General features: G+C 69.2%; 25 protein-coding genes and 1 tRNA gene. 19 read left to right on the top strand and 7 right to left on the bottom strand.

Annotated elements, in window-relative coordinates; all coding sequences use genetic code 11:
- Window positions 1-39: 39 nt before the first annotated feature.
- The 8 genes from hisB (at window position 40) to ASF27_RS20460 (ending at window position 6,266) form a co-directional block, all read left to right on the top strand.
- Window positions 40-627: an imidazoleglycerol-phosphate dehydratase HisB gene (gene hisB / locus ASF27_RS20495; protein ID WP_056174374.1), complete on the top strand. Its 588-nt coding sequence runs from the start codon at window positions 40-42 to the stop codon at window positions 625-627.
- 28 nt (window positions 628-655) lie between these two features.
- Window positions 656-1,141 carry a DUF2628 domain-containing protein gene (locus ASF27_RS20490; RefSeq protein ID WP_056363023.1) on the top strand — a complete coding sequence of 162 codons (486 nt, stop codon included), beginning with the start codon at window positions 656-658 and terminating at the stop codon, window positions 1,139-1,141.
- The gene (gene hisH, locus ASF27_RS20485; protein WP_056174379.1) at window positions 1,138-1,800 is read left to right on the top strand and encodes an imidazole glycerol phosphate synthase subunit HisH; all 663 of its coding nucleotides are present in this window, start codon (window positions 1,138-1,140) and stop codon (window positions 1,798-1,800) included. Before ASF27_RS20490 ends, hisH begins: the two co-directional genes overlap by 4 nt.
- Window positions 1,801-1,847: 47 nt before the next feature.
- Entirely contained in the window at window positions 1,848-2,594 is a 747-nt protein-coding gene (gene hisA, locus ASF27_RS20480; protein ID WP_056363161.1) for a 1-(5-phosphoribosyl)-5-[(5-phosphoribosylamino)methylideneamino]imidazole-4-carboxamide isomerase, read from the top strand.
- 23 nt (window positions 2,595-2,617) lie between these two features.
- Window positions 2,618-3,394, top strand: a complete 777-nt coding sequence (gene hisF, locus ASF27_RS20475) for an imidazole glycerol phosphate synthase subunit HisF (RefSeq protein WP_056174381.1) — start codon at window positions 2,618-2,620, stop codon at window positions 3,392-3,394.
- A gap of 97 nt (window positions 3,395-3,491) precedes the next feature.
- Entirely contained in the window at window positions 3,492-3,815 is a 324-nt protein-coding gene (locus ASF27_RS20470; RefSeq protein ID WP_056174383.1) for a phosphoribosyl-ATP diphosphatase, read from the top strand.
- A complete protein-coding gene (coaA, locus tag ASF27_RS20465) occupies window positions 3,812-4,831 on the top strand; it encodes a type I pantothenate kinase (RefSeq protein WP_056174385.1) in 1,020 nt (339 codons plus the stop codon). The genes ASF27_RS20470 and coaA overlap by 4 nt, the downstream gene beginning before the upstream one ends.
- A 175-nt stretch (window positions 4,832-5,006) precedes the next feature.
- On the top strand, window positions 5,007-6,266 hold the full coding sequence (locus ASF27_RS20460) for a hemolysin family protein (RefSeq protein ID WP_056363158.1): 1,260 nt from the start codon (window positions 5,007-5,009) through the stop codon (window positions 6,264-6,266).
- 12 nt (window positions 6,267-6,278) lie between these two features.
- Here ASF27_RS20460 and thpR read toward each other — a convergent pair whose 3' ends face one another.
- Both thpR and ASF27_RS20450 read right to left on the bottom strand, forming a co-directional pair.
- On the bottom strand, window positions 6,279-6,821 hold the full coding sequence (gene thpR, locus ASF27_RS20455; RefSeq protein ID WP_056306664.1) for an RNA 2',3'-cyclic phosphodiesterase: 543 nt from the start codon (window positions 6,819-6,821) through the stop codon (window positions 6,279-6,281).
- On the bottom strand, window positions 6,821-7,450 hold the full coding sequence (locus tag ASF27_RS20450) for an arylesterase (protein WP_056306751.1): 630 nt from the start codon (window positions 7,448-7,450) through the stop codon (window positions 6,821-6,823). Before ASF27_RS20450 ends, thpR begins: the two co-directional genes overlap by 1 nt.
- Before the next feature lie 182 nt (window positions 7,451-7,632).
- Between ASF27_RS20450 and ASF27_RS20445 the strand changes: the two genes are divergently transcribed.
- From ASF27_RS20445 to ASF27_RS20435, 3 genes are all read left to right on the top strand, one after another.
- Window positions 7,633-8,352, top strand: coding sequence for an ABC transporter ATP-binding protein (locus ASF27_RS20445; RefSeq protein ID WP_056174979.1), 720 nt, complete (start codon window positions 7,633-7,635; stop codon window positions 8,350-8,352).
- A gap of 2 nt (window positions 8,353-8,354) precedes the next feature.
- The gene (locus ASF27_RS20440) at window positions 8,355-10,937 is read left to right on the top strand and encodes an FtsX-like permease family protein (RefSeq protein WP_056363019.1); all 2,583 of its coding nucleotides are present in this window, start codon (window positions 8,355-8,357) and stop codon (window positions 10,935-10,937) included.
- Between the two features lie 204 nt (window positions 10,938-11,141).
- On the top strand, window positions 11,142-11,909 hold the full coding sequence (locus ASF27_RS20435) for a Bax inhibitor-1/YccA family protein (RefSeq protein WP_056268553.1): 768 nt from the start codon (window positions 11,142-11,144) through the stop codon (window positions 11,907-11,909).
- Window positions 11,910-11,983: 74 nt separating this feature from the next.
- Here ASF27_RS20435 and ASF27_RS20430 read toward each other — a convergent pair whose 3' ends face one another.
- Complete coding sequence (locus ASF27_RS20430; RefSeq protein ID WP_056363016.1) at window positions 11,984-12,358, bottom strand: DUF2794 domain-containing protein; 375 nt, start codon at window positions 12,356-12,358, stop codon at window positions 11,984-11,986.
- 427 nt (window positions 12,359-12,785) lie between these two features.
- Here ASF27_RS20430 and bluB point away from each other — a divergent pair, with 427 nt between their 5' ends.
- Together bluB and ASF27_RS20420 are read left to right on the top strand one after the other, a co-directional pair.
- A complete protein-coding gene (bluB, locus tag ASF27_RS20425; RefSeq protein WP_056174395.1) occupies window positions 12,786-13,433 on the top strand; it encodes a 5,6-dimethylbenzimidazole synthase in 648 nt (215 codons plus the stop codon).
- Between the two features lie 186 nt (window positions 13,434-13,619).
- The gene (locus ASF27_RS20420; protein ID WP_056174396.1) at window positions 13,620-14,129 is read left to right on the top strand and encodes a L,D-transpeptidase; all 510 of its coding nucleotides are present in this window, start codon (window positions 13,620-13,622) and stop codon (window positions 14,127-14,129) included.
- A gap of 18 nt (window positions 14,130-14,147) precedes the next feature.
- Here the strand turns inward: ASF27_RS20420 and ASF27_RS20415 are convergent, their stop codons facing one another.
- Window positions 14,148-14,375, bottom strand: coding sequence for a DUF1674 domain-containing protein (locus ASF27_RS20415; RefSeq protein ID WP_244481078.1), 228 nt, complete (start codon window positions 14,373-14,375; stop codon window positions 14,148-14,150).
- Between the two features lie 88 nt (window positions 14,376-14,463).
- Here ASF27_RS20415 and ASF27_RS20410 point away from each other — a divergent pair, with 88 nt between their 5' ends.
- The 4 genes from ASF27_RS20410 (at window position 14,464) to ASF27_RS20395 (ending at window position 19,974) form a co-directional block, all read left to right on the top strand.
- The gene (locus tag ASF27_RS20410; protein ID WP_056363010.1) at window positions 14,464-15,834 is read left to right on the top strand and encodes an RsmB/NOP family class I SAM-dependent RNA methyltransferase; all 1,371 of its coding nucleotides are present in this window, start codon (window positions 14,464-14,466) and stop codon (window positions 15,832-15,834) included.
- 254 nt (window positions 15,835-16,088) lie between these two features.
- On the top strand, window positions 16,089-17,627 hold the full coding sequence (locus ASF27_RS20405) for a DUF4173 domain-containing protein (protein WP_056363007.1): 1,539 nt from the start codon (window positions 16,089-16,091) through the stop codon (window positions 17,625-17,627).
- A 38-nt stretch (window positions 17,628-17,665) separates the two neighbouring features.
- Window positions 17,666-18,367: a response regulator transcription factor gene (locus ASF27_RS20400; protein ID WP_056363005.1), complete on the top strand. Its 702-nt coding sequence runs from the start codon at window positions 17,666-17,668 to the stop codon at window positions 18,365-18,367.
- Entirely contained in the window at window positions 18,364-19,974 is a 1,611-nt protein-coding gene (locus ASF27_RS20395; protein ID WP_244481077.1) for a HAMP domain-containing sensor histidine kinase, read from the top strand. Before ASF27_RS20400 ends, ASF27_RS20395 begins: the two co-directional genes overlap by 4 nt.
- Window positions 19,975-20,099: 125 nt before the next feature.
- On the opposite strand, the gene ASF27_RS20390 is transcribed toward ASF27_RS20395, so the two are convergent.
- Window positions 20,100-20,175: transfer RNA gene (locus ASF27_RS20390), tRNA-Ala, on the bottom strand.
- Window positions 20,176-20,297: 122 nt separating this feature from the next.
- On the opposite strand from ASF27_RS20390, the gene ASF27_RS20385 reads away from it, so the two are divergent.
- Window positions 20,298-20,600 (top strand): YggT family protein, encoded by a 303-nt coding sequence (locus ASF27_RS20385; protein ID WP_056174402.1) that lies wholly within the window; start codon window positions 20,298-20,300, stop codon window positions 20,598-20,600.
- Between the two features lie 133 nt (window positions 20,601-20,733).
- On the top strand, window positions 20,734-21,780 hold the full coding sequence (locus tag ASF27_RS20380) for a MaoC family dehydratase (protein WP_056362999.1): 1,047 nt from the start codon (window positions 20,734-20,736) through the stop codon (window positions 21,778-21,780).
- Window positions 21,781-21,795: 15 nt separating this feature from the next.
- On the opposite strand, the gene ASF27_RS20375 is transcribed toward ASF27_RS20380, so the two are convergent.
- Both ASF27_RS20375 and ASF27_RS20370 read right to left on the bottom strand, forming a co-directional pair.
- Window positions 21,796-22,599: a TSUP family transporter gene (locus ASF27_RS20375; protein ID WP_056174405.1), complete on the bottom strand. Its 804-nt coding sequence runs from the start codon at window positions 22,597-22,599 to the stop codon at window positions 21,796-21,798.
- A gap of 99 nt (window positions 22,600-22,698) precedes the next feature.
- On the bottom strand, window positions 22,699-23,268 hold the full coding sequence (locus tag ASF27_RS20370; protein ID WP_056174407.1) for a L,D-transpeptidase: 570 nt from the start codon (window positions 23,266-23,268) through the stop codon (window positions 22,699-22,701).
- Window positions 23,269-23,351 lie beyond the last annotated feature (83 nt).

Here is a 23,351-nt window from a genome sequence, read left to right as displayed (position 1 = left end):
CGTTCCCAAGATCCGACGTCACAAGAGCAAATTTCAGGCATGCGCGCCGCCAGTATCGACCGCCGCACGGCGGAGACCGACGTCCACGTCGCGGTCAATCTCGACGGGACCGGCCGCGCCACCATCGCGACGGGCGTCGGCTTTCTCGATCACATGCTAGAATTGCTGGCGCGCCACGCCCTGTTCGACATCGAGGTCCGTGTGACGGGCGACCTCCATGTCGACCAGCACCACACCACCGAGGATGCCGGCATCGCCCTCGGACAGGCCTTCGCCCAGGCGCTCGCCGACAAGCGCGGCATCGCGCGCTACGCGGACATCCACCTGCCCATGGACGAAGCGCTGACACGGGTCGCCGTGGACATCTCCGGGCGGCCGTTCCTCGTCTTCCGCACCGCCTTCCGGGTCGAGAAGATCGGCCAGTTCGACACCGAACTCGTGCGTGAGTGGTTCCAGGCCTTCGCCATGAATGCCGGCATCACCCTCCACATCGAAACGCTGTACGGCGACAACGCCCATCACATCGCCGAAAGCTGCTTCAAGGGTCTGGCCCGCGCCTTGCGGCAGGCCGTCTCCATCGATCCGCGCGAGGGCGGCCGCGTCCCCTCGACCAAGGGCTCGCTCTGACCGGTCAGGTCGCAGGAGAGGACACGCCATGCGCACCTACACGCTGCACCTCGACCGGGACGCCCAGACGGGTGACGCCCATGGTCTCGAGCGCGCGCATCTCGTGCCCGATGGCTTGTCGTGGACGGCCTTCGCCTTCGGACCGCTGTGGTTCCTGTTTCATCGGCTGTGGCTCGCGGCGCTCGGCGTCTTGGCCCTCCTCGTCGCCACGGCCTATCTCGGCCGCATGGCCGCCCTGAACCCATTCGCCGGACTCCTGGTCACCCTGCTGGTGCTGCTTCTGATCGGGCTGGAAGCCTCGTCCCTCCGTCGCTGGACCTACGCCCGCCGGGGCCGACCCGTACGTGACGCCGTCCTGGCCGCAAGCCTGGAAGAGGCCGAGATGAAGGCCGCGAACCGTTGGTTCGACGGTGTCGTCCCGCCGCGTCCGGCGCCGGTCCCTTACGCGAACGCCACCTCCCGCCCGAGCGAGGTCGCCATCGGGATGTTCCCCACGAGTGAGGGCCGGCGGTGAGCGGACAAACCGTCGCGATCATCGATTACGGCTCGGGCAACCTGCATTCGGCGGCGAAGGCCTTCGAACGCGCCGCCCGAGAAGCTGGCCTCGACGACACCCGCATCGTGTTGACCTCGCAAGCCGAGATCGTCGCGGGCGCCGATCGCGTCGTGCTGCCGGGCGTGGGCGCCTATGCCGATTGCCGCGCCGGCCTCGACGCCGTGCCGGGCATGGTCGATGCCATGACACATGCGGCCAAGGTCCGCGCCCGACCGTTCCTCGGTATATGCGTCGGCATGCAGCTCTTGGCGACACGGGGGCTCGAATACGCCACCACGCCCGGGCTCGATTGGATCTCCGGCGATGTCGGCCCGATCCGCCCGTCCGATCCGGCGCTGAAGGTGCCGCACATGGGTTGGAACACCTTGGCGCCCGACCGCGACCACCCCCTGCTATCCGGCATTCCCCTCGGTGAGAACGGCCTGCACGCCTATTTCGTCCACAGCTTCGCATTGCATCCGGCGCAGGCGTCCGACACCGTCGCCCACAGTGATTACGGCGGCCCGGTGACCGCCATGGTGGCACGGGACAACATCGCCGGCACCCAGTTCCATCCCGAGAAGAGCCAGCACCTCGGCCTTGCCCTGCTGGCGAACTTTCTGGCGTGGCGTCCCTGATCGGGGACCGCCCTCATCCACCGAACGATTCGAAAGCGAACCGACGCGTGATCCTGTTTCCGGCCATCGATCTCAAGGAAGGGCGCTGCGTTCGCCTCGTACAGGGCGACATGGCCCAGGCCATCGTGTTCAGCGACGATCCGGCCGCCCAGGCGGCCGTCTTCGAGGAGCAGGGTTTCCCATGGCTCCACGTGGTCGACCTCGACGGGGCGTTCGCCGGCGCGCCGATGAACGCCGACGCCGTGGATGCGATCCTCGCCCGGACCAAGCTGCCTGTGCAACTCGGCGGCGGCATCCGCGAAATGAAGACCCTGGAGGCCTGGCTCGCCAAGGGCGTCAGCCGGGTCATCATCGGAACGGCGGCCGTGCGCGATCCCGCTTTCGTCCATGAGGCGGCCCGGCTCTATCCGGGCAGGATCGCCGTCGGCATCGACGCCAAGGACGGCCGCGTCGCCGTCGAGGGGTGGGCCACCACCTCCAGCATGACCGCGGAGGAACTCGGGCGCCGGTTCGAGGATGCCGGCGTCGCGGCGCTCATCTACACGGACATCGCCCGCGACGGCATCCTCAAGGGCCTCAACATCGAGATGACCCTCGGGCTTGCCCGCGCCGTAACGATTCCGGTGATCGCCTCCGGAGGCCTCGCCTCCATCGACGATGTCCACCGCATCCTTGAGCCGGATTGCGCCCTGCTCGCGGGGGCCATCACCGGCCGTGCGCTCTACGACGGCCGGATCGACCCGCGCGAGGCCCTGGCCGCCATCGCGAAGGCCAAGGGAAAATCGGCGGCCTGACCGCACCGTCAGGAGGGACGCCCATGCTCAAGACCCGCATCATCCCCTGCCTCGACGTCAAGGACGGCCGGGTGGTGAAGGGCGTGCAGTTCCTCGAACTGCGCGACGCCGGCGATCCCGTCGAAGCGGCGAAGGCCTATGATGCGGCCGGAGCCGACGAGCTCTGCTTCCTCGACATCACCGCGAGCCACGAGGATCGGGGCACGCTCCTCGACGTCGTCAGCCGCACGGCCGAAGCCTGCTTCATGCCCCTCACCGTCGGCGGCGGCATCCGCACGGTGACCGACATCCGCACCCTGCTGCTGGCCGGGGCCGACAAAGTCTCCATCAACACGGCCGCCGTCAACGACCCCGATTTCGTCGCACGCGGGGCGGAAAAATTCGGCAGCCAGTGCATCGTCGTCGCTATCGACGCCAAGCGTACGTCGGCTCCAGGCGAACCCGACGCCTGGCAGATCTTCACCCATGGCGGCCGCAAGCCCACGGGGCTCGACGCCATCGCGTTCGCCCGCACGGTGACGGCCCTCGGGGCCGGCGAACTCCTGGTCACCTCCATGGACCGCGATGGGATGCGCTCGGGCTACGATCTCGCCCTGACCCGTGCCATCGCGGATGCCGTGAGCGTGCCGGTGATCGCGTCCGGCGGCGTCGGCAGCCTCGACGACCTCGTGGCCGGAGTGCGCGACGGCCATGCCAGCGCGGTCCTGGCCGCTTCGATCTTCCATTTCGGGCAGCACAGCGTCGGTGAGGCCAAGGCTCATATGGCGGCGGCAGGTCTTTCCATGCGCCGCGACGCTTGACGCGAGGCCTGGAAGCGGCTCTTGCCGCATGATCAGGAATGCAACCGCCCGCCGTCGCGTGGAACGATAAGTCCGGCCCGCCGGAATCCAGGACCGTATGACCCAGTTCACCCTCGCCGATCTGGACGCCCTCGTCGCGGCCCGCGCCGCGGCCCCGGCCGACCAATCCTACACCGCCAAGCTCCTCGCTGGCGGGCCGGCCAAGCCCGCCAAGAAACTCGGCGAGGAAGCCGTCGAGGCGGCCATCGCTGCGGTGCAGGGCGACCACGCCGGTCTCGTGAGCGAGGCGGCGGACGTGCTCTATCACCTCGTCGTGCTGCTGCGGGCCGGTGGCGTTGCCCTCGACGAAGTCATGGCCGAGCTGGAACGGCGCACCGCACAGAGCGGGATCGCCGAGAAGGCGGCCCGGAGGCACACGTGAGCGAGAATGCTGCCGTGGGGCCCTCGCCGGAGCGTGATCCGGCCGTTGGGCAGGACCCCGTCACCGGCTTCGGTCCCGAGCGGCTCTCGCCCTACCGCCTCTTCACCCGCGAGGAATGGGCTCAGCTGCGCGCGGACACGCCCCTCACACTCACCGCCGAGGACGTGACCCGCCTGCAATCCCTCAACGATCCGATCTCGGTGGAGGAGGTCGAGGCGATCTACCTGCCGCTGTCGCGCCTGCTCTCCCTCTACGTCGCGGCGACGCAAGGCCTGTTCAAGGCGACCCAGCGCTTCCTCATGGCCGAGCGCGAGGCCAAGGTCCCGTACATCATCGGGGTCGCCGGTTCGGTCGCGGTCGGCAAGTCCACCACCGCCCGGGTGCTGAAAGCCCTGCTGGCACGCTGGCCCAATACGCCGAAGGTCGACCTCATCACCACCGACGGCTTCCTGCTGCCCAACGCCGAGCTGAAGGCCATGGGCGCCATGGAGCGCAAGGGCTTCCCGGAGAGCTACGACACCGCAGCACTCCTGCGCTTCCTCACGGATATCAAGGCGGGCAAGAAACGTGTCGCCGCCCCGCTCTACTCCCACCTCGTCTATGACGTCGTACCGGGCGAGGAACGGGTTGTGGAATCCCCCGACATCCTCATCGTCGAGGGCCTGAACGTCCTCCAACCGGCGCGCCTGCCCCGCGACGGCACCGCGATTCCGTTCGTCTCCGACTTCTTCGACTTCTCGATCTACCTCGACGGCCACGAGGACGACCTCCACCGCTGGTACGTCAACCGCTTCCTGCGCCTACGCCAGACCGCGTTCCGCGATCCACTGTCCTACTTCCGGCGCTACGCCGAGGTTACGGAGGCCGAAGCCCTGGAGATCGCCGACAATCTCTGGACGACCATCAATTTGCCGAATCTCCGCGACAATATCCTTCCGACCCGCCAGCGTGCGAGCCTGATCCTCGCCAAGGGCGCCAGCCACCGCATCGAGACCGTGGCACTGCGCCGCCTGTAGGGTCGGCACCCGGGGGGAGCTACCGTGCCTCATATTGCTGCGGGTGGACTGTCCGGGGCGATTGGCCCCGTGCGGCACAACTGTTAGATCTCCCGCCACGACCCGAGCGGTGGAGACGACGATTTCCGATCAAGTGTGGGCAACCGGCCTCGGCCTTGTTGCCGTCCTCGTCCTCGTGCTGGCCAACGGGTTCTTCGTGGCCGCCGAGTTCGCCCTCGTTTCCGTCCGCAGGAGCAGGGTGACTGAACTGGTCACCGAGCGCCGGACCAACGCCACCGCCCTGCAGCGCGCCACCGATCAGCTCGATGCGCATCTGGCCGCGACGCAGCTCGGCATCACCATATCGTCCCTGGCGCTCGGCTGGGTCGGCGAGCCGGCGTTGGCCCACCTCATCGAACCCGCTCTGTTCTGGCTGCCGGACTCCGTAAGCGCGGTGGCCGCCCACACCATCGCGGTCGCGATCTCGTTCGTCATCATCACCGCGCTGCACATCGTTCTCGGCGAACTCGCTCCGAAGAGCCTCGCCCTTCAGCGCAGCGAGCGCACGGCGCTGGCCGTGGTGCGGCCCCTCAGCCTGTTCCTGTTCATCTTCCGTCCGGCGATCCTGTCCCTCAACGGGCTCGGCAACGGCGTCGTGCGCCTGTGCGGCCTCAAGGCCGGGCATGGCGAGGGGTCGCTGCATTCGACGGCGGAACTGAACCTCCTGATCCAGGCGAGCCAGGAGGCGGGCCTCATCCGCGAGGCGCAGCAGGAGGCGGTGGAGCGCATCTTCTCCATCGGCGAGCGCAAGGTGCGGGACATCATCACCCCCCGTCACGAGGTCGAATGGGTCGATGCCGACGACGACCGCGAGGCGATCCTGAAGGCCGTGCGCGAGTGCGACCACGCCCAGATCGTGGTCAGCCGAACGCAGGTCGACGAGATCGTCGGTGTGGTGCGCAAGCAGGACCTCCTCAATCAGGTTCTCGATGGGAACGCCATCGACGTTCTGGCCGCGACCCAGCCGCCCATCGTGGTGCACGAGAGCCTGTCGATCCTGGCGGTCCTGGAGATCTTCCAGGCCCAGCCCGTCCGCATGGCCATCGTGGTGGACGAGTACGGCAGCCTGGAGGGCATCGTCACGCAGACCGACCTCCTGGAGGCCATCGCGGGCGACATCCCGGAGATCGGCGACGAGCCGGCGGTGGTCGAGCGCGAGGACGGCTCGCTCCTCATCGACGGGATGATGCCGGCAGGGCAGGCTTTCGAGCGGCTTGCCTTCGCCGAACACCCGGACACAGAGGATTTCGCCACCCTGGCGGGCTTCGTGATCTTCCAGCTCGGGCGCATTCCGTCGGCCGGCGATCATTTCGAAGCCCATGGCTGGCGATTCGAAGTGGTCGACATGGATGGCCGACGCATCGATAAGGTGCTGGCGACACCCCGCCCGGCCTGACCGGCCGGACGGTCATCCGTCGAGGGGGTAGGCCGCCTCGACGAGGTAGGGTCCGCCGCCCTTGGAGGCGCGGGCCGAGAACAGAGCCACCCGCTTCACGGTGAAGCGAAGGGGCGGGAAACCGCCCGTTTCCGTCAGATACTGTGCCACCGCGAACGCATCCGCCTGCCGGTTGAGGCGAGCCAATGTCACGTGTGGCGTAAACCGCCGGGTGTCGGGCGCGGCATCCGCATCCCGGGCGATTCGTTCATGCTCGGCCTGAAGTTCAGCAAGGTCCGGATTCGCTGCGACATTCGCCAGGATCGAACGGGGTTTCGCGCCCCCGAACACCCCGAGCCCATCGAGGACGAGATCGAGGGGCGGGCGCGCCCGGGCTTCGACGAGGCCATCGTGGTAGGCTTCCGCCACGGTCTCGTCCACGTCGCCGAGGAACCGGAGGGTGATGTGATAGTCGCCCGGCTCGATCCAGCGTGAGCCCGGCAGGGCGGCGCGCCGCAGGGCCAGCGTTTCGGCGATGTCGGCCGGGATTTCCAGACCGGTGAACAGCCGCGGCATCAGCGGCCCGCGGCCTGTACCCGGTCGAGAAAGGTCTCGACGCTCGGCAGGATGCCGGTGACGATGGTCTCGACACCCTTCGCGTTGGGGTGGAGCTTGTCCTCAAGGTTGTAGGCCTTGTCGCCGGCGATGCCGGCAAGGAAGAACGGGTAAAGGACGAGACCGTGATCCCGGGCGAGGTCCGGATAGATCGCGTCGAAGCGCGCGACGTAGTCCGGCCCGAGATTCGGCGAGGCCCGCATGCCCGCGAGCATCACCGGAATGTTGCGCGCCTTCAGCCGCGTGATGATGGTCTCCAGGGCCTTGCGGGTCACGGCCGGGTCGGTGCCGCGCAGCATGTCGTTGGCGCCGAGCTCCAGGATCACCCCATCGGTTCCGTCGGGCACGGACCAGTCGAGGCGATCGAGACCGCCCGTGGTGGTGTCGCCGGAGACCCCCGCATTGGCGACGGTGACGGCGCGGCCCTTGGCCTGCAACGCCCGCTCCAGCACGGCGGGGAACGCGGCCGAGCCGGGCAGCCGGTACCCTGCCGTGAGACTGTCGCCGAACGCCACGAGAGTGACGGGCCGCTCGGCCGGGGCGGTCCGTGCCGGGGCTCCAGCCAGTCCGAGTGCGGCAAAGAGTGTCATCAGGACGACCTGCAGAGGGCGGATATGGCGCCGCGCGACCCAACGGACCATATCGGCGAAACGTGACCGCTCGGCTCCGGGAGCCATTTCGGTGGTACGTGACAATGAGCACCGACGCATTCCGGCTGAACCTCGACCCTGACGCTTTCGACCCCAACTCCCTACAGATCGGTTTCCCATCGATGTCCGGCAAGGCCGACCCCGTCCGCGACCCGCACGCCATCGCCCATGCCATTTCACTGGCTGACCTCGATCTCAGCCTCGGACGCGGCGCGGCGCGCGTCCATGTCCTGCGCGGCATCTCCCTCGATGTCGCAAAGGGCGAGGCGGTGGGCCTCGTCGGTCCCTCGGGTTCCGGCAAGTCGACCCTTCTCATGGTGATGGCGGGCCTCGAACGGCCGGATTCCGGCTCCATCGTGGTGGAGGGCACCGATCTCGGACGGCTCGACGAGGACGCCCTGGCGCGGTTTCGCGGCCGGCGCATCGGCATCGTGTTCCAGGCCTTCCACCTCGTTCCCACCATGACGGCCCTGGAGAACGTGGCCCTGCCCCTCGAACTGGCCGACAAGCCGGACGCCCATGCACGCGCCAAGGCCGAACTCGAGGCGGTCGGCCTTGGCCACCGGCTTCACCATTACCCGGCGCAGCTCTCGGGCGGCGAGCAGCAGCGCGTCGCCATTGCCCGCGCCATCGCGCCGGACCCCGCGATCCTCGTCGCCGACGAACCCACGGGCAACCTCGACGAGGCGACCGGCCGCCAGATCGTCGACCTGCTGTTCGCCCTGAAGCGCGACCGGGGCGCCACCCTGGTCCTCGTCACCCACGATCCGGGCCTGGCCCGACTGTGCGACCGGACCGTGAGCCTGCGCTCCGGCCGGGTCGAAGCGGCCCTGGCGGCCTGACCATGCACGGAACCCTCGTCCCCGCGCAGCCCGCGAAGCGCAATTCCGGCTTGGCCTTTCCTCTGACCCTGCGGCTCGCACTGCGCGAATTGCGTGGCGGTCTCGCGGGCTTTGCCGTGTTCCTCGCCTGTATCGCGCTCGGTGTCGCCGCCATCGCGGGCGTCGCCTCCATCGCCCGGTCTCTCACGGACGGGCTCGGGCGCGAGGGCGCGCGGATCCTCGGCGGGGATCTGACCTACAGCTTGATCAACCGCGAGGCGACGCCGGCCGAGCGCGACGCGTTGACAGCGCAGGGCCGCGTCAGCGTGGTGACGACGCTGCGGGCCATGGCGCTCGCCGGCGACAAGGGCGCGGCGTTGGTCGAACTCAAGGCCGTCGACGACGACTACCCGGCCACCGGGGAACTCGTCACAGATCCAGTCGCTCCCCTGGCCAGCCTGGTGGCCCAGGGGGAGGGGGCCTACGGCGCCGTGGTCGATCCGGTGCTGCTCACCCGCCTCGACCTCAAGATCGGCGACCGTATCACCGTGGCGGGAACGCCCATCGTGCTCCGTGCGACCCTGATTTCCGAGCCGGACCGCATCGCCAACGGTATCGGCTTCGGCCCCCGGATGCTGGTCTCCCGCGCGGCCCTCGATGCCACGGGCCTGATCCAGCCAGGCAGCCTCAACCGGTGGAGCTACCGCCTTCAGTTGCCGGACGCGAGCGATGCCGACATCGAGCGCCGGGCCGCCGCCATCGCGGCCGCCGCGCCCGAGGCCGGCTGGGAGATGCGGGCGCGGTCCAACGCCGATCCGCGTTTCGCCAAGAGCATCGAGCGCTTCACCCAGTTCCTCACCCTGGTGGGCCTCACCGCCCTCATCGTCGGCGGTGTCGGTGTCGCCAACGCGGTGGCGGCCTTCGTCGAGCGCAAGCGCGGTTCCATCGCCACCCTGAAGAGCGTCGGTGCGCCGGGCGGGCAGGTGGTCGCCCTGTACCTAACCCAGGTGATGCTCATCGCCGGCCTCGGCACAGCCATCGGCCTCGGCCTCGGCGCGGGTCTGCCTTTCGTCATCGATGCCCTGTTCCACACGTCCTTGCCACTGCCCCTCAACCCCACTCTGGCGCCGGGCGAACTCGTGCTCGCGGCCGCCTATGGTCTGCTGACCGCACTCGCCTTCGCGATCCTGCCCCTGGGTCGCGCCCACGATATCCCGGTCTCCGGGCTGTTCCGCGACGTGGTCGATCCCGGCTCGGTGAAGACACGCCGGCGTTACAAGCTGATCCTCGCTGCGGCCCTCGCGGGACTCGTCGGGCTGGCACTCGCCACGGCCTTCGACCGGCGCCTCGCCCTCATCTTCATCGCCGCGGCCGCCATCGCCTTCGGCCTCCTTCGCATCGTCGCCTTCGGGCTGATGGCGCTGGCCCGCCGCCTGCCGCGCCCGCGCTCGGCCGCGCCCCGGATGGCGCTCGCCAACCTGCACCGGCCCGGCGCGCTCACGCCCGCCATCGTCCTGTCCCTCGGACTCGGGGTGACGCTGCTCGTCACCCTGAGCCTCATCGACGCCAACGTCCGCAACACCCTCAGCAACTCTTTGCCGGCGCGGGCCCCGAACCTGTTCTTCCTCGACATCCCGGCAGCCGATTCGGAGGGTTTCCACGCCTTCCTCGGAACCCAGGCACCGGGGGCCAAGATCGAGCGCGTGCCGATGATGCGCGGGCGCATCACCGCCATCGACGGCGTCCCCGCCGCATCGCTCAAGCCGCCGGAGGACGCCGCCTGGGTCCTCGACGGCGACCGGGGCATCACCTACGCGGAGGATATCCCGGAAGGCTCCCGCCTCGTCGCCGGAACCTGGTGGAATGCCGAGGACGCCCGCACGCCGCTGGTCTCTTTCGACGCCGAACTCGCCCGCAGCCTCAACCTCGCCGTCGGCGGCACCGTCACGGTCAACGTGTTGGGCCGGACCCTGACGGCCAAGGTCGCGAACCTGCGCAAGGTCGAGTGGCGGTCCCTCGGTATCAACTTCGTGATGGTGTTCTCGCCCGGCACCTTCCGGGGCGCGCCGCACTCGGACCTCGCCACCCTCACCCTGGCGACCGGACCGGACATGAAGACCGAGGCAATCATCCTGCGCGATGTCGCGCGCGCCTACCCGTCGGTGACCAGCATCCGGGTCAAGGAGGCCCTGGAGGCGGTCAACGATGTCGTGGGCAAGCTCGTGCTCGCCATTCGCGGCGCCAGCGGCATCGCCGTGGTGGCGAGCCTGTTCGTCCTCGCTGGCGCCCTCGCGGCCGGCCACCGCGCCCGGCTCTACGACGCCGTCGTCCTGAAGACCCTCGGTGCCACCCGCGGGCGCCTGCTCGCCGCCTACACTCTGGAATACGGAGCGCTCGGTTTCGCCACCGCCGTGTTCGGGCTGCTGGCCGGTACGCTCGCCGGTTGGGTCATCGTCACCCGGGTGATGAAGCTCGAATTCACCCTCGACCTTACGGGCGCGCTCGTCGCGGCCGCACTCGCCGTGGTGTTCGCCGTCGTGCTCGGGCTTGCCGGCACCTGGCGCATCCTCGGGCAGAAGCCGGCGCCCTACCTACGACAGTTCTGACGAGCTTGGTTTTAATCCCGAAAAACGCAAATAAAATCAGCCCCCCGGGGGTCGAGATTCCCACGGGTGAAGCTCAGCCGGCCTCTTGTGCGAAGCGGGAGGACGGAACATATTTGTGTCCGAGGCACTCATGGTGCCAGAGGTCCCGTGCGTGAGCCTCCTTCCTGAAATCACACGCTGAGAGAGCTTCCAAAGGAAACTCCCATGGCATTCGACAACAGCCCCTTTCGGGTCGGCGCCCAGCCGACAGGGTATGCCGGCACCCAGGTCGATATCGACCAGGGCCTGCGTACCTTCATGCTCGGCGTCTACAACAACATGGTCATCGGCCTCGGGATCTCCGGTCTCGTGGCGCTCGGCCTCAACATGGCCGCCGTCGCGCAGACGGCGACGGGCCGCGTAGCCCTGACCCCGTTCGGTCAGCTTCTCTACACGAGCCCGCTCAAGTGGGTGATCATGCTGGCGCCCCTCGCCTTCATCTTCATCTTCTCCATGCGTATGGACCGCATGTCGGCGGCCTCCGCCCGCATGACCTTCTTCGCTTTCGCGGCGGTGATGGGGGCGTCCATGTCGTCGCTGCTTCTCGTCTTCACGGGCGCCAGCGTTGTGCGGGTTTTCTTCATCACGGCGGCCACCTTCGGCGGACTCAGCCTCTACGGCTACACGACGAAGCGTAGCCTGTCGGGCATGGGCTCGTTCCTGATCATGGGCCTCATCGGCCTGATCATCGCGTCGGTGGTCAACATCTTCATGGCCTCGTCGGCCCTGCAGTTCGCGATCTCGGTGCTCGGCGTGCTGATCTTCGCAGGCCTCACCGCCTACGACACGCAGAAGCTCAAGGAGATGTTCCTTTACAGCGGCCTCGACGCCGAGGGTGCTGCCAAGATGTCCGTTAACGGCGCCCTGACCCTGTACCTGGACTTCATCAACATGTTCCAGATGCTGCTCTCGCTGCTCGGCGACCGCCGCTAAGTCGAATGGACCGAGCATAAGAAAGGCCCCGGCGGGTAACCGCCGGGGCCTTTTTGTTGCGGGCCTCCAGCCCCCTATACGGCGCGCAGGGGCGGTTCCAGCACGGCGAGCACGCGGGCGAGGTCCTGGCCGCGCTTCAAAACCAGCTCGGACGCCGACAACACCGCGTAGGCGCCCTGGCGCCGGGCGAGCTTGGGGTCCTTCTCGACCCGATAGAGGGGCATCTCGGAGCTGCGCCGGTAGATCGAGAACACCGCCTTGTCGCGCTGGAAGTCGAGGGCGTAGTCGCGCCACTCGCCCGCCGACACCATGCGGCCGTAGAGATTGAACAGCACGCGCAACTCCGCCCGGTCGAACGCAATCTGAGGAGGGACGGGCGCCGAGGGAAAAGGGATGACCCGGGCCGCAGGCTCGGACGATCTGGGTTCGGCGCTTGTCCGCTCGCTCATCGTCGCTCCTGTTTCCGGCTGGCCCAAACCCCGATGATGGTCCTGCGTCGGTGCTCCCGCAAGAGTCGCGGCGCCATCATCGGAGTGCGGGTAAACCGGCAGAGCGGACGGGACGCGACGTCACGCCCGATGCCATGCCGAACTTGCCGCAGTACGGTGCGCCGGCGCACCACCACCATTCCGCCGTGAAGATGCCCTGCCCATGCCGCGTTGGAAGGGCAGACCTGTTGCCGAACCTCGTCGCATCCGCCGGTCGACGCGGTACCCGAAACTTACGCTCCCCAGCGCTCGGGTACCGCCCGACCTCCGCGAATCGACACTCCAGAGGTTTCGAGACCCAAGGACTTCAGGCCGCCTCTCCGGAGCGCGGCCTTTTTTTCGCCCGTCCCCCCGTTGCCCGGTCTATGACGGACCCACGCACTCTGCCGTGGGACGATCGGTCGTGGTCCAGTTCGATGCCGATTTCCGTCAGACCCTCGCGGACCTGTTCGCGTGGCGCCGCGACGTGCGCCGCTTCCGAACCGATCCGGTGGACGACGCCGTCCTGCGCCGCTGCCTCGATCTCGCGGCCCTGAGCCCGTCGGTTGGCAACAGTCAGCCCTGGCGGTTCGTCCGGGTGGCGGACCCGGCCCGGCGCGGAGCCGTTACGGCGAGCTTCGAGCGCTGCAACGCGGCGGCGGCGACGGACTACGCCGCCGAGCGGCGCGACGCCTATATCCGCCTCAAACTCGCCGGGCTCACCGAAGCGCCGGTGCACCTCGCGGTATTCTGCGACGAGGGAACCGAGACAGGCCACGGCCTCGGCCGGGCCACCATGCCCGAGATGCTGCGCTACTCGGTGGTGAGCGCCGTGCAGACGTTCTGGCTCGCCGCTCGCGCCCACGGCCTCGGGGTGGGATGGGTGTCGATCCTGGAACCCGAAACCGTGTGTACGGTCCTCGACGTGCCCTGCGCCTGGCACCTCGTCGCCTACTTGTGCGTCGGGTTCCCCGTCGAAGAGCATGCCGATCCCGAACTCGTCCGCCACGGCTGGCAGGATCGGATCGCGACGGCGGCGGATCTTATCGAGCGCTGAATTCGTCAAGGTTGATCGAACCTTGCGAGAGCCCGTTGCTTCGCGTCGAAACGGCAGGAACGATCCTTTACCGTGACGGCAAGTCCTTCGCAGTTATCCCCCAGCGCTGGCAGGCGTTAAGCGGAACGGCAACCTTGGCCGTCGATTGTCGTCGTCAGCAAAGTCAAGCTGACGGGGACGAGATTCATGATCGGATTCGAAAAGGTTGTATTCGGGGTGCTGGCCGTGGCCGGTGCACTCGCGGCGATGCCGGCCGCGGCAAGGGAAGTCGTGGCGTTCGACGAAGGCATGAGTCCCGGCACCGTCGTGGTCCGCACGGCCGAGCGCCGGCTCTACCTCGTCAACGGCGACGGGACGGCGATCCGCTACCCCGTGGCCGTGGGCAAGCCGGGCAAGCAATGGACCGGCGCGCGCCAAATCGACGGCAAGTACGTGGAGCCGGCCTGGTCGCCGCCCCGCGAGGTCAAGCGCGACAACCCGCGCCTGCCCGATGTCATCGCCGGCGGCTCGCCCCACAACCCCATGGGTTCGGCGGCCCTGACCCTCTCGGGCGGGGAGTACGCCATCCACGGCACCAACCGGCCGAACTCCATCGGCTCCTACGCCTCGTATGGCTGCATCCGCATGTACAATCAGGACGTGGTCGATCTCTACAGCCGCGTTTCCGTCGGTACGCCGGTCTACGTGGTTCGCTGATCCGGCCTTCCGGATCGCTTAGAAGTCGACCGCGATGCCCTTGATCTCCCAATCGTCGTAGCGAACCGGCTCCAGACCGCCGCGGCCCTGGCGCTCGCGCGCGGCGGCGATCTCGGCGGCTCGCGCGTCGATGTCCTTCCGACGCGCTTCGGCCTCGGCCAGGGCCCGGCGAGCGGCGGGGGAGAGGGGCTGGCGCGGCGCCGGATTCGGGGTTTCCGGCTCTCCCTGCATCGGCAAAACTGGCATCACGACTTGCATCTCGGCGGTGAGGGGTGAAAGGGCTGTCTCGAAGATACCCGGCCGGGCCGGGCACCGTGTTGGGAAAGTGGGACTCATGGCGATACGCCGCAATGCGGAGGGGCCGACGACGGCCATCGATCGCACCGTCGCGGGCCTCGCCGCCCGGCAAGTCGCCCACGGCGCCGTGGCCGATCTCCTGGCGAACACCCACGCCTTCGCCCTCGAGGACGCCCTGGCACAGGCCGGGCGCCACGCCGAACTCGATGCCGCCGACACGGCCCTGGCCCGGGCCATCGCCACCGCCACCTTCCGGCGCCTCGGCTTCCTGCGGGCGATCCTCGCCGCGCGTCTGTCGCAGGGCCTGCCGGAGGACCAGCCGCGCCTCGTTGCCCTGCTGGCGACGGGGGCGGCCCAGATCCTCGACCTCAACGTGCCGGACCACGCCGCCGTCGATCTCGGCGTCCGCATCGCCAAGGGCGACCCGCAACTCCTGCACCTGTCCGGCCTCGTGAACGCGGTCCTGCGCCGGATCGTGCGCGAGCGCGCCGAGATCCAGGCCGAGATGAGCGATCCCCTGGCGCAGAACACGCCGGCCTGGCTCGCCGGCCGTTGGCGGGACGCCTACGGCGAGGACACGGCGCGGGCCATCGCCGCCGCCCATCTGGCGGGCGCGTCCCTCGACATCACCGTGAAAGGCGCGGCGGCCGAATGGGCGGACCGCCTCGGCGGCGTCGTGCTGCCGACGGGCAGCGTGCGCCTGCACGATATCCGCTCCCCCGTCGCCGACCTGCCCGGCTACGCCGAGGGCGCGTGGTGGGTGCAGGATGCCGCGGCGGCGATTCCCGCTCGGCTCCTCGCCGTGAAATCCGGCGAGCGGGTGGCGGATCTCTGCGCCGCGCCGGGGGGCAAGACCGCGCAGCTCGCCGCAGCCGGTGCGGACGTGGTCGCCGTCGACCGGTCCGTCCCCCGCCTGGAACGCCTGCGCGAAAACCTCAGGCGCCTTGGCTTGGAGGCGGAGATTCGCGTCGGCAACGCCCTCGAAGTGGACGAGCCGGGTGGGTTCGACGCCGTGCTGCTCGACGCGCCGTGTTCGGCGACCGGCACCCTGCGCCGGCACCCGGACGTGGCTTGGACCAAGGCCGGCAACGACATCCTGCGCCTTGCCGCCCTGCAGCGCCGCCTGTTCGACCGGGCTGCGATGCTGGTGAAGCCCGGCGGCCGGATCGTCTACTGCACCTGCTCCCTGGAGCCGGAGGAGGGTGAGCGCCAGGTACGGGATTTCCTCAAGCGCACCGACGAGTTCGAGCGCGTGCCTGTCACCCCTGAAGAACTCGGCGGCTTGTCCGAGCCCATCGACGCCCAGGGCGACCTGCGCACGCTGCCCTCGCACCTCGATGGCACCACCCCCGAGCAGCGGGGGGGCCTCGACGGCTTTTTCGCGACACGTCTGCGCCGGAAGATCTAACGGAGGCCTACGGCGCTTGCGAGAGTGTGTCGTCGCGCCAGCGGGCCGGGCACGATCTGCAGAGATTCTGCACGCGATTCCTGATCGGCTGCACAGGCTGACCCTCGGGGCTGCACCGTACCGGTTCAGCTTGCGCAGATGAGCACGAACGGGTCCGATCCCGGCGGCCCGGTCGTCCGGATCGCCGGGGCTGGCGCGGCGGCTCTGTCGTGGGAGCGCCAGCCCCGCGGCGGCTCCCACCGGGAATCCTGCCCATGGCTGAGATACGCTCGCCCACCTCGTCCGTCCCCGACATCCTCTGGGCCGATGCACCCCCCGCCGTGGCGCATCCGGCCCCGAAGCTCCTCCTCGCCGCCCTCGTCGCAATCGTCGGCGACCAGCTGCTCTATGAGCGCAACCTCGGCATCTCCGTCGCGCTCTTTCTCGGACTGCTCGGCCTCGCCGTGGCGGTTGCCAATCCTTTGCGCGCCTCGCTGCGCGACCGGTGCGGCGCCATCCTGATCCTGCTTGCCGGGTTGCTGCCTCTCGTCGAGGGTGTCGGGCTCCTGTCGGTCACGTCCGGCATCTTCGGAACGGCGCTGTTCGCTGCGGGGATACGAGGCGCATTCAGCCAGGGCGTCCGATCCGCAGGGCTGACGGTCGGGAATCTCCTCGTGGTCGGGCCGTTCCGCCTCATTCCGGATCTCGCCACGATTTCGCAGCGGATCCCGCTGCGGCGCCTGACGGAGCGCCTCCAGGCCTCGCTGTTGGGCTGGCTCGTGCCGCTGCTGCTCTGCTGCCTCTTCGCGAGCCTGTTCGCCTCGGCCAACCCGATCATCGACGCGTGGCTGGCGGACCTGGAATGGTCGATCCCCGCCGCCGACCTCGATACGCTGCGCCTGCTTGCCTGGGGTATCCTGCTCTCGGTGGCGTGGGCCTTCGTCACCGCCCGCCGCGTCATGGCTCGTGGACAGGGGCCTGGAAATTTCGTCCCGGCTTTGCCCCCGACGGTTGCGACGGGTCTAAACCGGTGGATCGACGTGTCCCTCGTCCTGCGCAGCCTGATCCTGTTCAACCTGCTGTTCGCCCTCCAGAGCGGCCTCGACCTCGCCTACCTCTGGGGCGGCGTCGCCCTACCGTCCGGCATCACCTACGCGTCCTATGCCCATCGCGGGGCCTACCCGCTGATTCTCACGGCGCTGCTCGCCGCCGGCTTCGTCCTCGTGGCCCTCCGTCCGGGCGGTCCCGGCGAGGGGTCCCGCACGATCCGCGGCCTGGTCTATCTCTGGATCGGACAGAACGTGCTGCTCGTGGTCTCGGCGCTCCTGCGCCTCGACCTCTACGTCGCGACCTACTCGCTCACCCTGCCGCGCGCCGCCGCCTTCGTGTGGATGGGGCTGGTCGGGGCCGGGCTGATCCTCATCCTCGCCCGCATCGCCCTGCGTCGCACGAACACCTGGCTGATCGCCGCCAATGGCCTGATCCTGGCCGCGACCCTCTACGCCTGCGCCTTCGTCAACGTCGCCGGGTTCGTCGCCGACTACAACCTCGCTCACAGCCGACGGGCGGGAACGCCGTTCGACGCGTACTACGCCTTGAGCCTCGGTCCCCAGGCGATCCCGGCCGTCGACCGCTGGCTCGTGGATGAGACAACGCGGCAGAACGGTGTGGTCGCCTGGCGCAACGAACTCGCAGCGGCACAGATCGGCCGGATGGCGGATTGGCGCGCCTGGACGTTCCGCGACGGACGCCTCCTGGGCTATCTACAGGGGCACCGGTACGCCCCCACCCCCGGGGGCGCCGGCACGCCGTGATACGCGACCGAAGCGACCCGGCTGAAATGAGTGAGGCGATGGCCCCCAGTATTCTCGTCGTCGACGACGACCCCCACATCCGCGAGGTGATCTGCTTCGCCCTCGGCAAGGCGGGGCACGTGACGCGGGTCGCGGGCGACGGGGAGGAGGCCCTCGCCCGGATCGCCGAGGACGCGCCTCGCCTCGTCGTCCTCGATGTCGGGCTGCCTGGGATCGACGGCCTCGAAGTGTGCCGGCGCGTCCGCCGGACCTCGGAGGTCCCGATCCTGTTCCTGTCATCCCGGGACGAAGAGATCGACCGGGTGCTCGGCCTCGAGATCGGGGGCGACGATTACGTCACCAAGCCCTTCAGCCCACGCGAACTCGTGGCCCGGGTCGGGATCATCCTGCGCCGGATGGAGCAGCGCCCGATCGCGGCAACGAAGCCGGACGTCCTACGGCAGGGCGGCCTCGTGCTGGACCCGCCGCGCCGCGCCGCCGCTTTCGCCGGAGCGGCCGTGCAGCTGACGGCGGTGGAATTCGCGATCCTGCGGGGTCTCGCGGTCCGGCCCGGAATCGTCCTCACCCGCGATCAGCTCATGGACGCGGCCCATGGCGGACGCGTCCACGTCTCGGACCGGACCATCGACAGCCACGTCCGCAACATCCGGGCGAAGCTCGCCGTCGCCGGATGCTCCGACGCCGTCGAGACCGTACACGGCGTCGGTTTCCGGCTCGGCCCGTGCAGGCCCCCGTCGTGAGCGCACGCCGTGGCTCCCGGAAATGGCGACCGACCCTCGGCCTCGTCGTCCTGACGATGCTGGCGACCGTCGCGGCGCTGCCGCTCCTCGGCCTGTCTTTCGTGCGCCTCTACGAGAACCAACTGGTACGCCAGACCGAGGGCGAATTGATCGCCCAGAGCGCCGTGGTGGCCGCCTTCGTCGCCCGTGACCTCGAAACCGATCCGGCCCGGGCCGATCTGCTCGGCGCCGCGGCACCGGACGCATCGCTCCCGATCATCGAGCCGGCCCTCGACCTCACCGTCGACCACAGCCTCGACAGGCGGCCCGACGCCCAGGAGGCCGCGAAGGCCGCGAGTCCCGCCGCCCTGGCCCTCGGCGAGCGGCTCGCCCCCGTGCTGGCGCGGGTGAAGGCGACAACCCTCGCGGGCTTCCGGATCGTCGACCGGGACGGGACGATCATCGCGGGCGGCGATGAAGTCGGCCGCTCCCTCGCCGGGGTCGAGGAAGTCGCCGATGCCCTGCGGGGCCGCTTCCGAGCCGTGTTGCGCGCCCGCGTCTCGAAGCACGCCGTGCCGCCACTCTACTCCCTCAGCCGCGGCACCAGCGTGCGGGTGTTCACTGCGCTGCCGATCCTCGTGGATGGCCGCGTCGCCGGAGCCGTCTACGCCTCGCGGACGCCGAACAACGTCATGCGCCAGCTCTACGGAGAGGGGGGCAAGGTCGCGACGGCCGTGCTCGTGGTGCTGGTGGCCACCCTCGGCATCGCCCTCGTCTTCACCCGCGCCATCGCCCGGCCGATCCACGCGCTGGTGGCCCGCGCCGTCGCGCTCGGTCAGGGCGCGCCCGTCGACCCGGAGCCCGATGCGCGGTTCGGGACGCGGGAGATCGCGCTCCTCGGACACAGTCTCGACGCCATGGCCTTGCAGTTGCGGGAGCGATCCGACTACGTCGCGACCTTCGCGAGCCACGTCTCCCACGAATTGAAGACGCCGCTGACGGCGATCCGGGGAGCGGCCGAACTCCTGCGGGACGATGGCCTCGAGCCCGGCGCAGCCATGAGCGCGGCGGAGCGGAGGCGCTTCCTCGACAACATCGTCGCCGACACGGCGCGGCTGTCCGCCCTGCTGGGGCGGCTGCGCGAACTCGCCCGCGCGGAGCGTCCGGGGGCCGTCGGCATCGCGTCTCTCGCCGCAATCGTGTCGGACCTTCGCCGCAGGTTTCCCGATCTCGATGTTCGAACCGAGAATGCCGACGCGTGGACTCTGGGCCTGTCCGACGAGAAGGCCGGCATCGTGTTCGGGCATCTGGCCGACAACGCCACTCGTCACGGTGCGGCTGTGCTGCAGATCACCGCCAGGGCCACGGCCGGGCATCTGCACGTCCATGTCGTCGACGACGGCACGGGCATCGCCGAGCGGGATCGGGCGCGGGTGCTCGAGCCGTTCTTCACCACCCGCCGCGTGGAGGGCGGCACCGGCATGGGCCTGGGTATCGTCCAGGCGGTCCTGCGCGCCCAGGGCGGCACCCTCGAACTCGCGGCGGCCGGTGGCGTGTCGAGCCTCGGCGGCGCCCGGTTCGAGATCACCCTGCCCCTGGCGAGGGAGGGTGAAACGGAGCACGCGTGAGCGGCGACCATCACAGGATTGTTGGGGATCTGGTCCGGATACCACCCTGGTCCCGTCGGGACCCACTCAGGGCGATGGACCTGATAAACTCTTGACCTCACACACCAATTCCAAGCGGGAAGTGGTGGTGGAGCTGAGCGGGATCGAACCGCTGACCTCCGCAGTGCGATTGCGGCGCTCTCCCATCTGAGCTACAGCCCCGTTCCGGGGTGCGGGCCTTTTAGGCGTGCGCACGCCGGCCTGTCAATTCCGGAAATCCTGCTGCTTTGCGTGCGCGTGACCCGTGCCCGGGGCGCTGGACCACGAGGACATCGATCCCGCGCATGAATGCCTTCATCTGGCTCTTCGACACCGTCGTCCAGCTCTACATCTACGTGCTCATCGCCAGCGCCGTCCTGAGTTGGCTGGTGGCGTTCAACGTCGTGAACGTCCGCAATCCCATCGTCTCCCAGATCGGCGAAGTGCTCTACCGGCTCACCGAGCCGGTGCTGCGGCCGATCCGCAACATCCTGCCGAACCTCGGCGGCGTCGACCTGTCGCCCATCGTGCTGGTGCTGCTGCTTCTGTTCGCAAGCCGCCTGCTCCACGAATTCGTGCCGGTGCAGCCCACGGTCTACGTGCGCTGAGCGCTCCATCTACCGGGCCGTCTCGTGTCGGTGAGCCGCCGTGGGACAGCCCGGATCTCCGATGCCTCGCGGAGGCGCGCCCGCCAACCTGCGCGCCCTCCCGCGAACCCCGATGCGAGGACGATTCGCGCCCATGAAGACCAATCCTGGCCGCTTCTTCGAGGATTATCGCCTCGGCGAGACCATCCGCCATGCCACGCCCCGCACGGTCACCACCGGCGACGTGGCCCTGTACACGGCGCTCTATGGACCGCGTTTCGCCGTGCAGGCGTCCGACGCCTTTGCCAAAGCGCTGGGCTATCCCCAGAGCCCGCTGGACGACCTGCTCACCTTCCACGTGGTGTTCGGCAAGACCGTCCCGGACATCTCGCTCAACGCGCTGGCGAACCTCGGCTACGCCGAGGGTGGTTTCCGCCGGCCGGTCTATCCGGGCGAGACCCTCTCGACGGTCTCGGAGGTGATCGGTCTCAAGGAGAGCTCCAACCGCCAGACGGGAGTCGTCTACGTCCGCTCCACCGGATCGGACGCCAACGGCGAGACCGTGCTGAGCTATTGCCGCTGGGTGCTCGTGAAGAAGCGCGACCCCGAGGCGAAGATCGAGCAGGAGCACGTGCCGACCTTCGCCAAGGTGGTGAACCCGGCCGACCTCGCCGGCGCCCTGCCGCTCCTCGATGTCGGCGCCTACGATCTCGAACTCGCCGGCTCGCCGCACCGCTTCGGCGACTACGTGGCGGGTGAGAAGATCGACCACGTCGACGGCATGACCGTGGAGGAGGCCGAGCACCAGATCGCCACGCGCCTCTACCAGAACACCGCCAAGGTGCATTTCGACGGGTACGCGGCGAAGGACACCCGCTTCGGCCGCCGGCTCATCTATGGCGGGGTGGTCATCTCGCTGGCCCGTGCGCTCAGCTTCAACGGCCTGGGCAACGCCTTCGCGCTCGCGGGCATCAATGCCGGACGCCACGTCGCTCCGCTGTTCGCCGGAGACACGGTCTACGCCTGGAGCGAGGTGCTGGAGACGGCCGAACTGCCGGGCCGGTCCGATGTCGGCCTCCTGCGCCTACGCACGGTGGCGACGAAGAACCAGCCGTGCGGCGCACACCCGGACAAGGCCGGTGAAGGCTACGATCCGTCGGTCATCCTCGACCTCGACTACTGGGCGTTCATGCCCCGCTGACATTTGCCCCGGTGATCAGGGGCCGACGAAGAGACGGACCACGGCGTGCCGAAGCGGGTTCGCCGGGTCGGAGAGCAGGCGGATCGCCATGGCGCATGCGATGGTGACCAGCAGCGGGCGGATGAGGCGCGCCCCGAGGCGGATGGCGAGGCGAGCGCCGATCTGCGCCCCCAGGATCGCGCCCACGGCCATGACGAGGCCGATCGCCCAGACAACGTGCCCCCCGAGCGCGAACAGGGCGAGGCTGCCGAGGTTGCTCGCCGCGTTGGCGAGCTTGGTGTGGGCTGTCGCCCGCACCACGCCGAGCCCCAGCAGGGTCACGAACCCGATCATGTAGAACGCGCCCGCACCGGGCCCGAACACCCCGTCGTAGAAGCCCACCGCCGGCGCCCAGGTCAGGGCGAACAGTGCCGGCGTCATCCGTGCCGTGGCGTCCTCGGCACTCATGCGCCGGGCCGTGGCGAAGTACACGGCGATGCCGATGAGCAGGATCGGCACGCCGGCATCGAGGACGGGGCGCGGCAGCAGGCTGACGCAAAGGGCACCGGCAATGGACGCGATCCCGGCCGAGACGGCGATCTTCCAGGCTGCCGGCCAATGGATCAGGCCGCGCCGCGCGAATGCCACGGTGGACGAAACCGCACCGGCCGAGCCCTGGAGCTTGTTCGTCGCGATGGCGCTCACCGGATCGAGGCCGGCCAGCAGAAGCGTCGGGAGGGTGAGAAGCCCGCCACCGCCCGCGATGGCGTCGACGCAGCCCGCCGCGACCGCCACGGCGAACAGGCCCGCCAGCAGGCCGGGATCGACACCGAAGATCATAGGCCCTCTGGCGGTTGGATCAGATCAAGCCGACCAGAGGCGGGCAGGGGAAGTCGGGCGGTGCGCGCGAGCTCGCGGCGCGCAACGGCCCGGAGGGGGTCAGTTGCGGACGACGACCTTGGTGCCGACCTTCACCCGGTCGTAGAGGTCGACGACGTCCTTGTTGGTCATGCGGATGCAGCCCGACGAGACCGCGGCGCCCATGGTCTCGGGTTCGTTCGATCCGTGGATGCGGTAGAGCGTGGAACCGAGATACATGGCGCGAGCCCCGAGCGGGTTGTCCTGGCCGCCGGCCATGAAGCGTGGCAGGTCCGGCCGGCGCGCCAGCATCTGGGCCGGGGGGCGCCAATCCGGCCATTCCTTCTTCGCGGTGACGGCCTTCTGGCCGGACCAGGAGAAGCCTTGGCGCCCGACGCCGACGCCGTAGCGCACGGCCTGCCCACCGGGGAGCACGTAGAACAGGCGCCGCTGGCTCGTCGAGACCACGACCGTGCCGGGCTTCTCCGCGCCCTTCCACGCCACCGTCTCGCGCGGGATCGCCTGCTCGCGGAAGATGTTCATGAAATCGGCGATGGGGCCGCTGTCGAACGGGTTGCCGGCCTGGGCACCGGGCGCCGTCGCGAGGGTGAGGGCGATCGCGAAAGCGGATGCGGCGAAGCGCGTCTGCATGATGTGGTCCTTCAGCCGAGGCGAGCCCCGTGCCTGCGCGGCGCCGGGTCCGATGGGCAGTTGGTCGAACGGGGGGCCGTGAA

This window comes from Methylobacterium sp. Leaf102, assembly GCF_001422425.1.
Taxonomy (GTDB): domain Bacteria; phylum Pseudomonadota; class Alphaproteobacteria; order Rhizobiales; family Beijerinckiaceae; genus Methylobacterium.
The sequence above is the reverse complement of the archived record's forward strand: the minus strand, read 5'-3'. Positions and strand labels throughout refer to the sequence as shown.

Coding starts and splice junctions, on each gene's coding strand:
- ASF27_RS20420 (WP_056174396.1), top strand. CDS start 13,620: ATGATCGGATTCGAAAAGGTTGTATTCGGGGTGCTGGCCGTGGCCGGT.
- ASF27_RS20450 (WP_056306751.1), bottom strand. CDS start 7,450: ATGACACTCTTTGCCGCACTCGGACTGGCTGGAGCCCCGGCACGGACC.
- ASF27_RS20470 (WP_056174383.1), top strand. CDS start 3,492: ATGACCCAGTTCACCCTCGCCGATCTGGACGCCCTCGTCGCGGCCCGC.
- ASF27_RS20490 (WP_056363023.1), top strand. CDS start 656: ATGCGCACCTACACGCTGCACCTCGACCGGGACGCCCAGACGGGTGAC.
- ASF27_RS20380 (WP_056362999.1), top strand. CDS start 20,734: ATGAAGACCAATCCTGGCCGCTTCTTCGAGGATTATCGCCTCGGCGAG.
- ASF27_RS20430 (WP_056363016.1), bottom strand. CDS start 12,358: ATGAGCGAGCGGACAAGCGCCGAACCCAGATCGTCCGAGCCTGCGGCC.
- ASF27_RS20385 (WP_056174402.1), top strand. CDS start 20,298: ATGAATGCCTTCATCTGGCTCTTCGACACCGTCGTCCAGCTCTACATC.
- ASF27_RS20410 (WP_056363010.1), top strand. CDS start 14,464: ATGGCGATACGCCGCAATGCGGAGGGGCCGACGACGGCCATCGATCGC.
- ASF27_RS20370 (WP_056174407.1), bottom strand. CDS start 23,268: ATGCAGACGCGCTTCGCCGCATCCGCTTTCGCGATCGCCCTCACCCTC.
- ASF27_RS20440 (WP_056363019.1), top strand. CDS start 8,355: ATGCACGGAACCCTCGTCCCCGCGCAGCCCGCGAAGCGCAATTCCGGC.
- ASF27_RS20400 (WP_056363005.1), top strand. CDS start 17,666: ATGGCCCCCAGTATTCTCGTCGTCGACGACGACCCCCACATCCGCGAG.
- hisB (WP_056174374.1), top strand. CDS start 40: ATGCGCGCCGCCAGTATCGACCGCCGCACGGCGGAGACCGACGTCCAC.
- ASF27_RS20445 (WP_056174979.1), top strand. CDS start 7,633: ATGTCCGGCAAGGCCGACCCCGTCCGCGACCCGCACGCCATCGCCCAT.
- ASF27_RS20435 (WP_056268553.1), top strand. CDS start 11,142: ATGGCATTCGACAACAGCCCCTTTCGGGTCGGCGCCCAGCCGACAGGG.
- ASF27_RS20415 (WP_244481078.1), bottom strand. CDS start 14,375: ATGCCAGTTTTGCCGATGCAGGGAGAGCCGGAAACCCCGAATCCGGCG.
- ASF27_RS20375 (WP_056174405.1), bottom strand. CDS start 22,599: ATGATCTTCGGTGTCGATCCCGGCCTGCTGGCGGGCCTGTTCGCCGTG.
- thpR (WP_056306664.1), bottom strand. CDS start 6,821: ATGCCGCGGCTGTTCACCGGTCTGGAAATCCCGGCCGACATCGCCGAA.
- hisF (WP_056174381.1), top strand. CDS start 2,618: ATGCTCAAGACCCGCATCATCCCCTGCCTCGACGTCAAGGACGGCCGG.
- ASF27_RS20405 (WP_056363007.1), top strand. CDS start 16,089: ATGGCTGAGATACGCTCGCCCACCTCGTCCGTCCCCGACATCCTCTGG.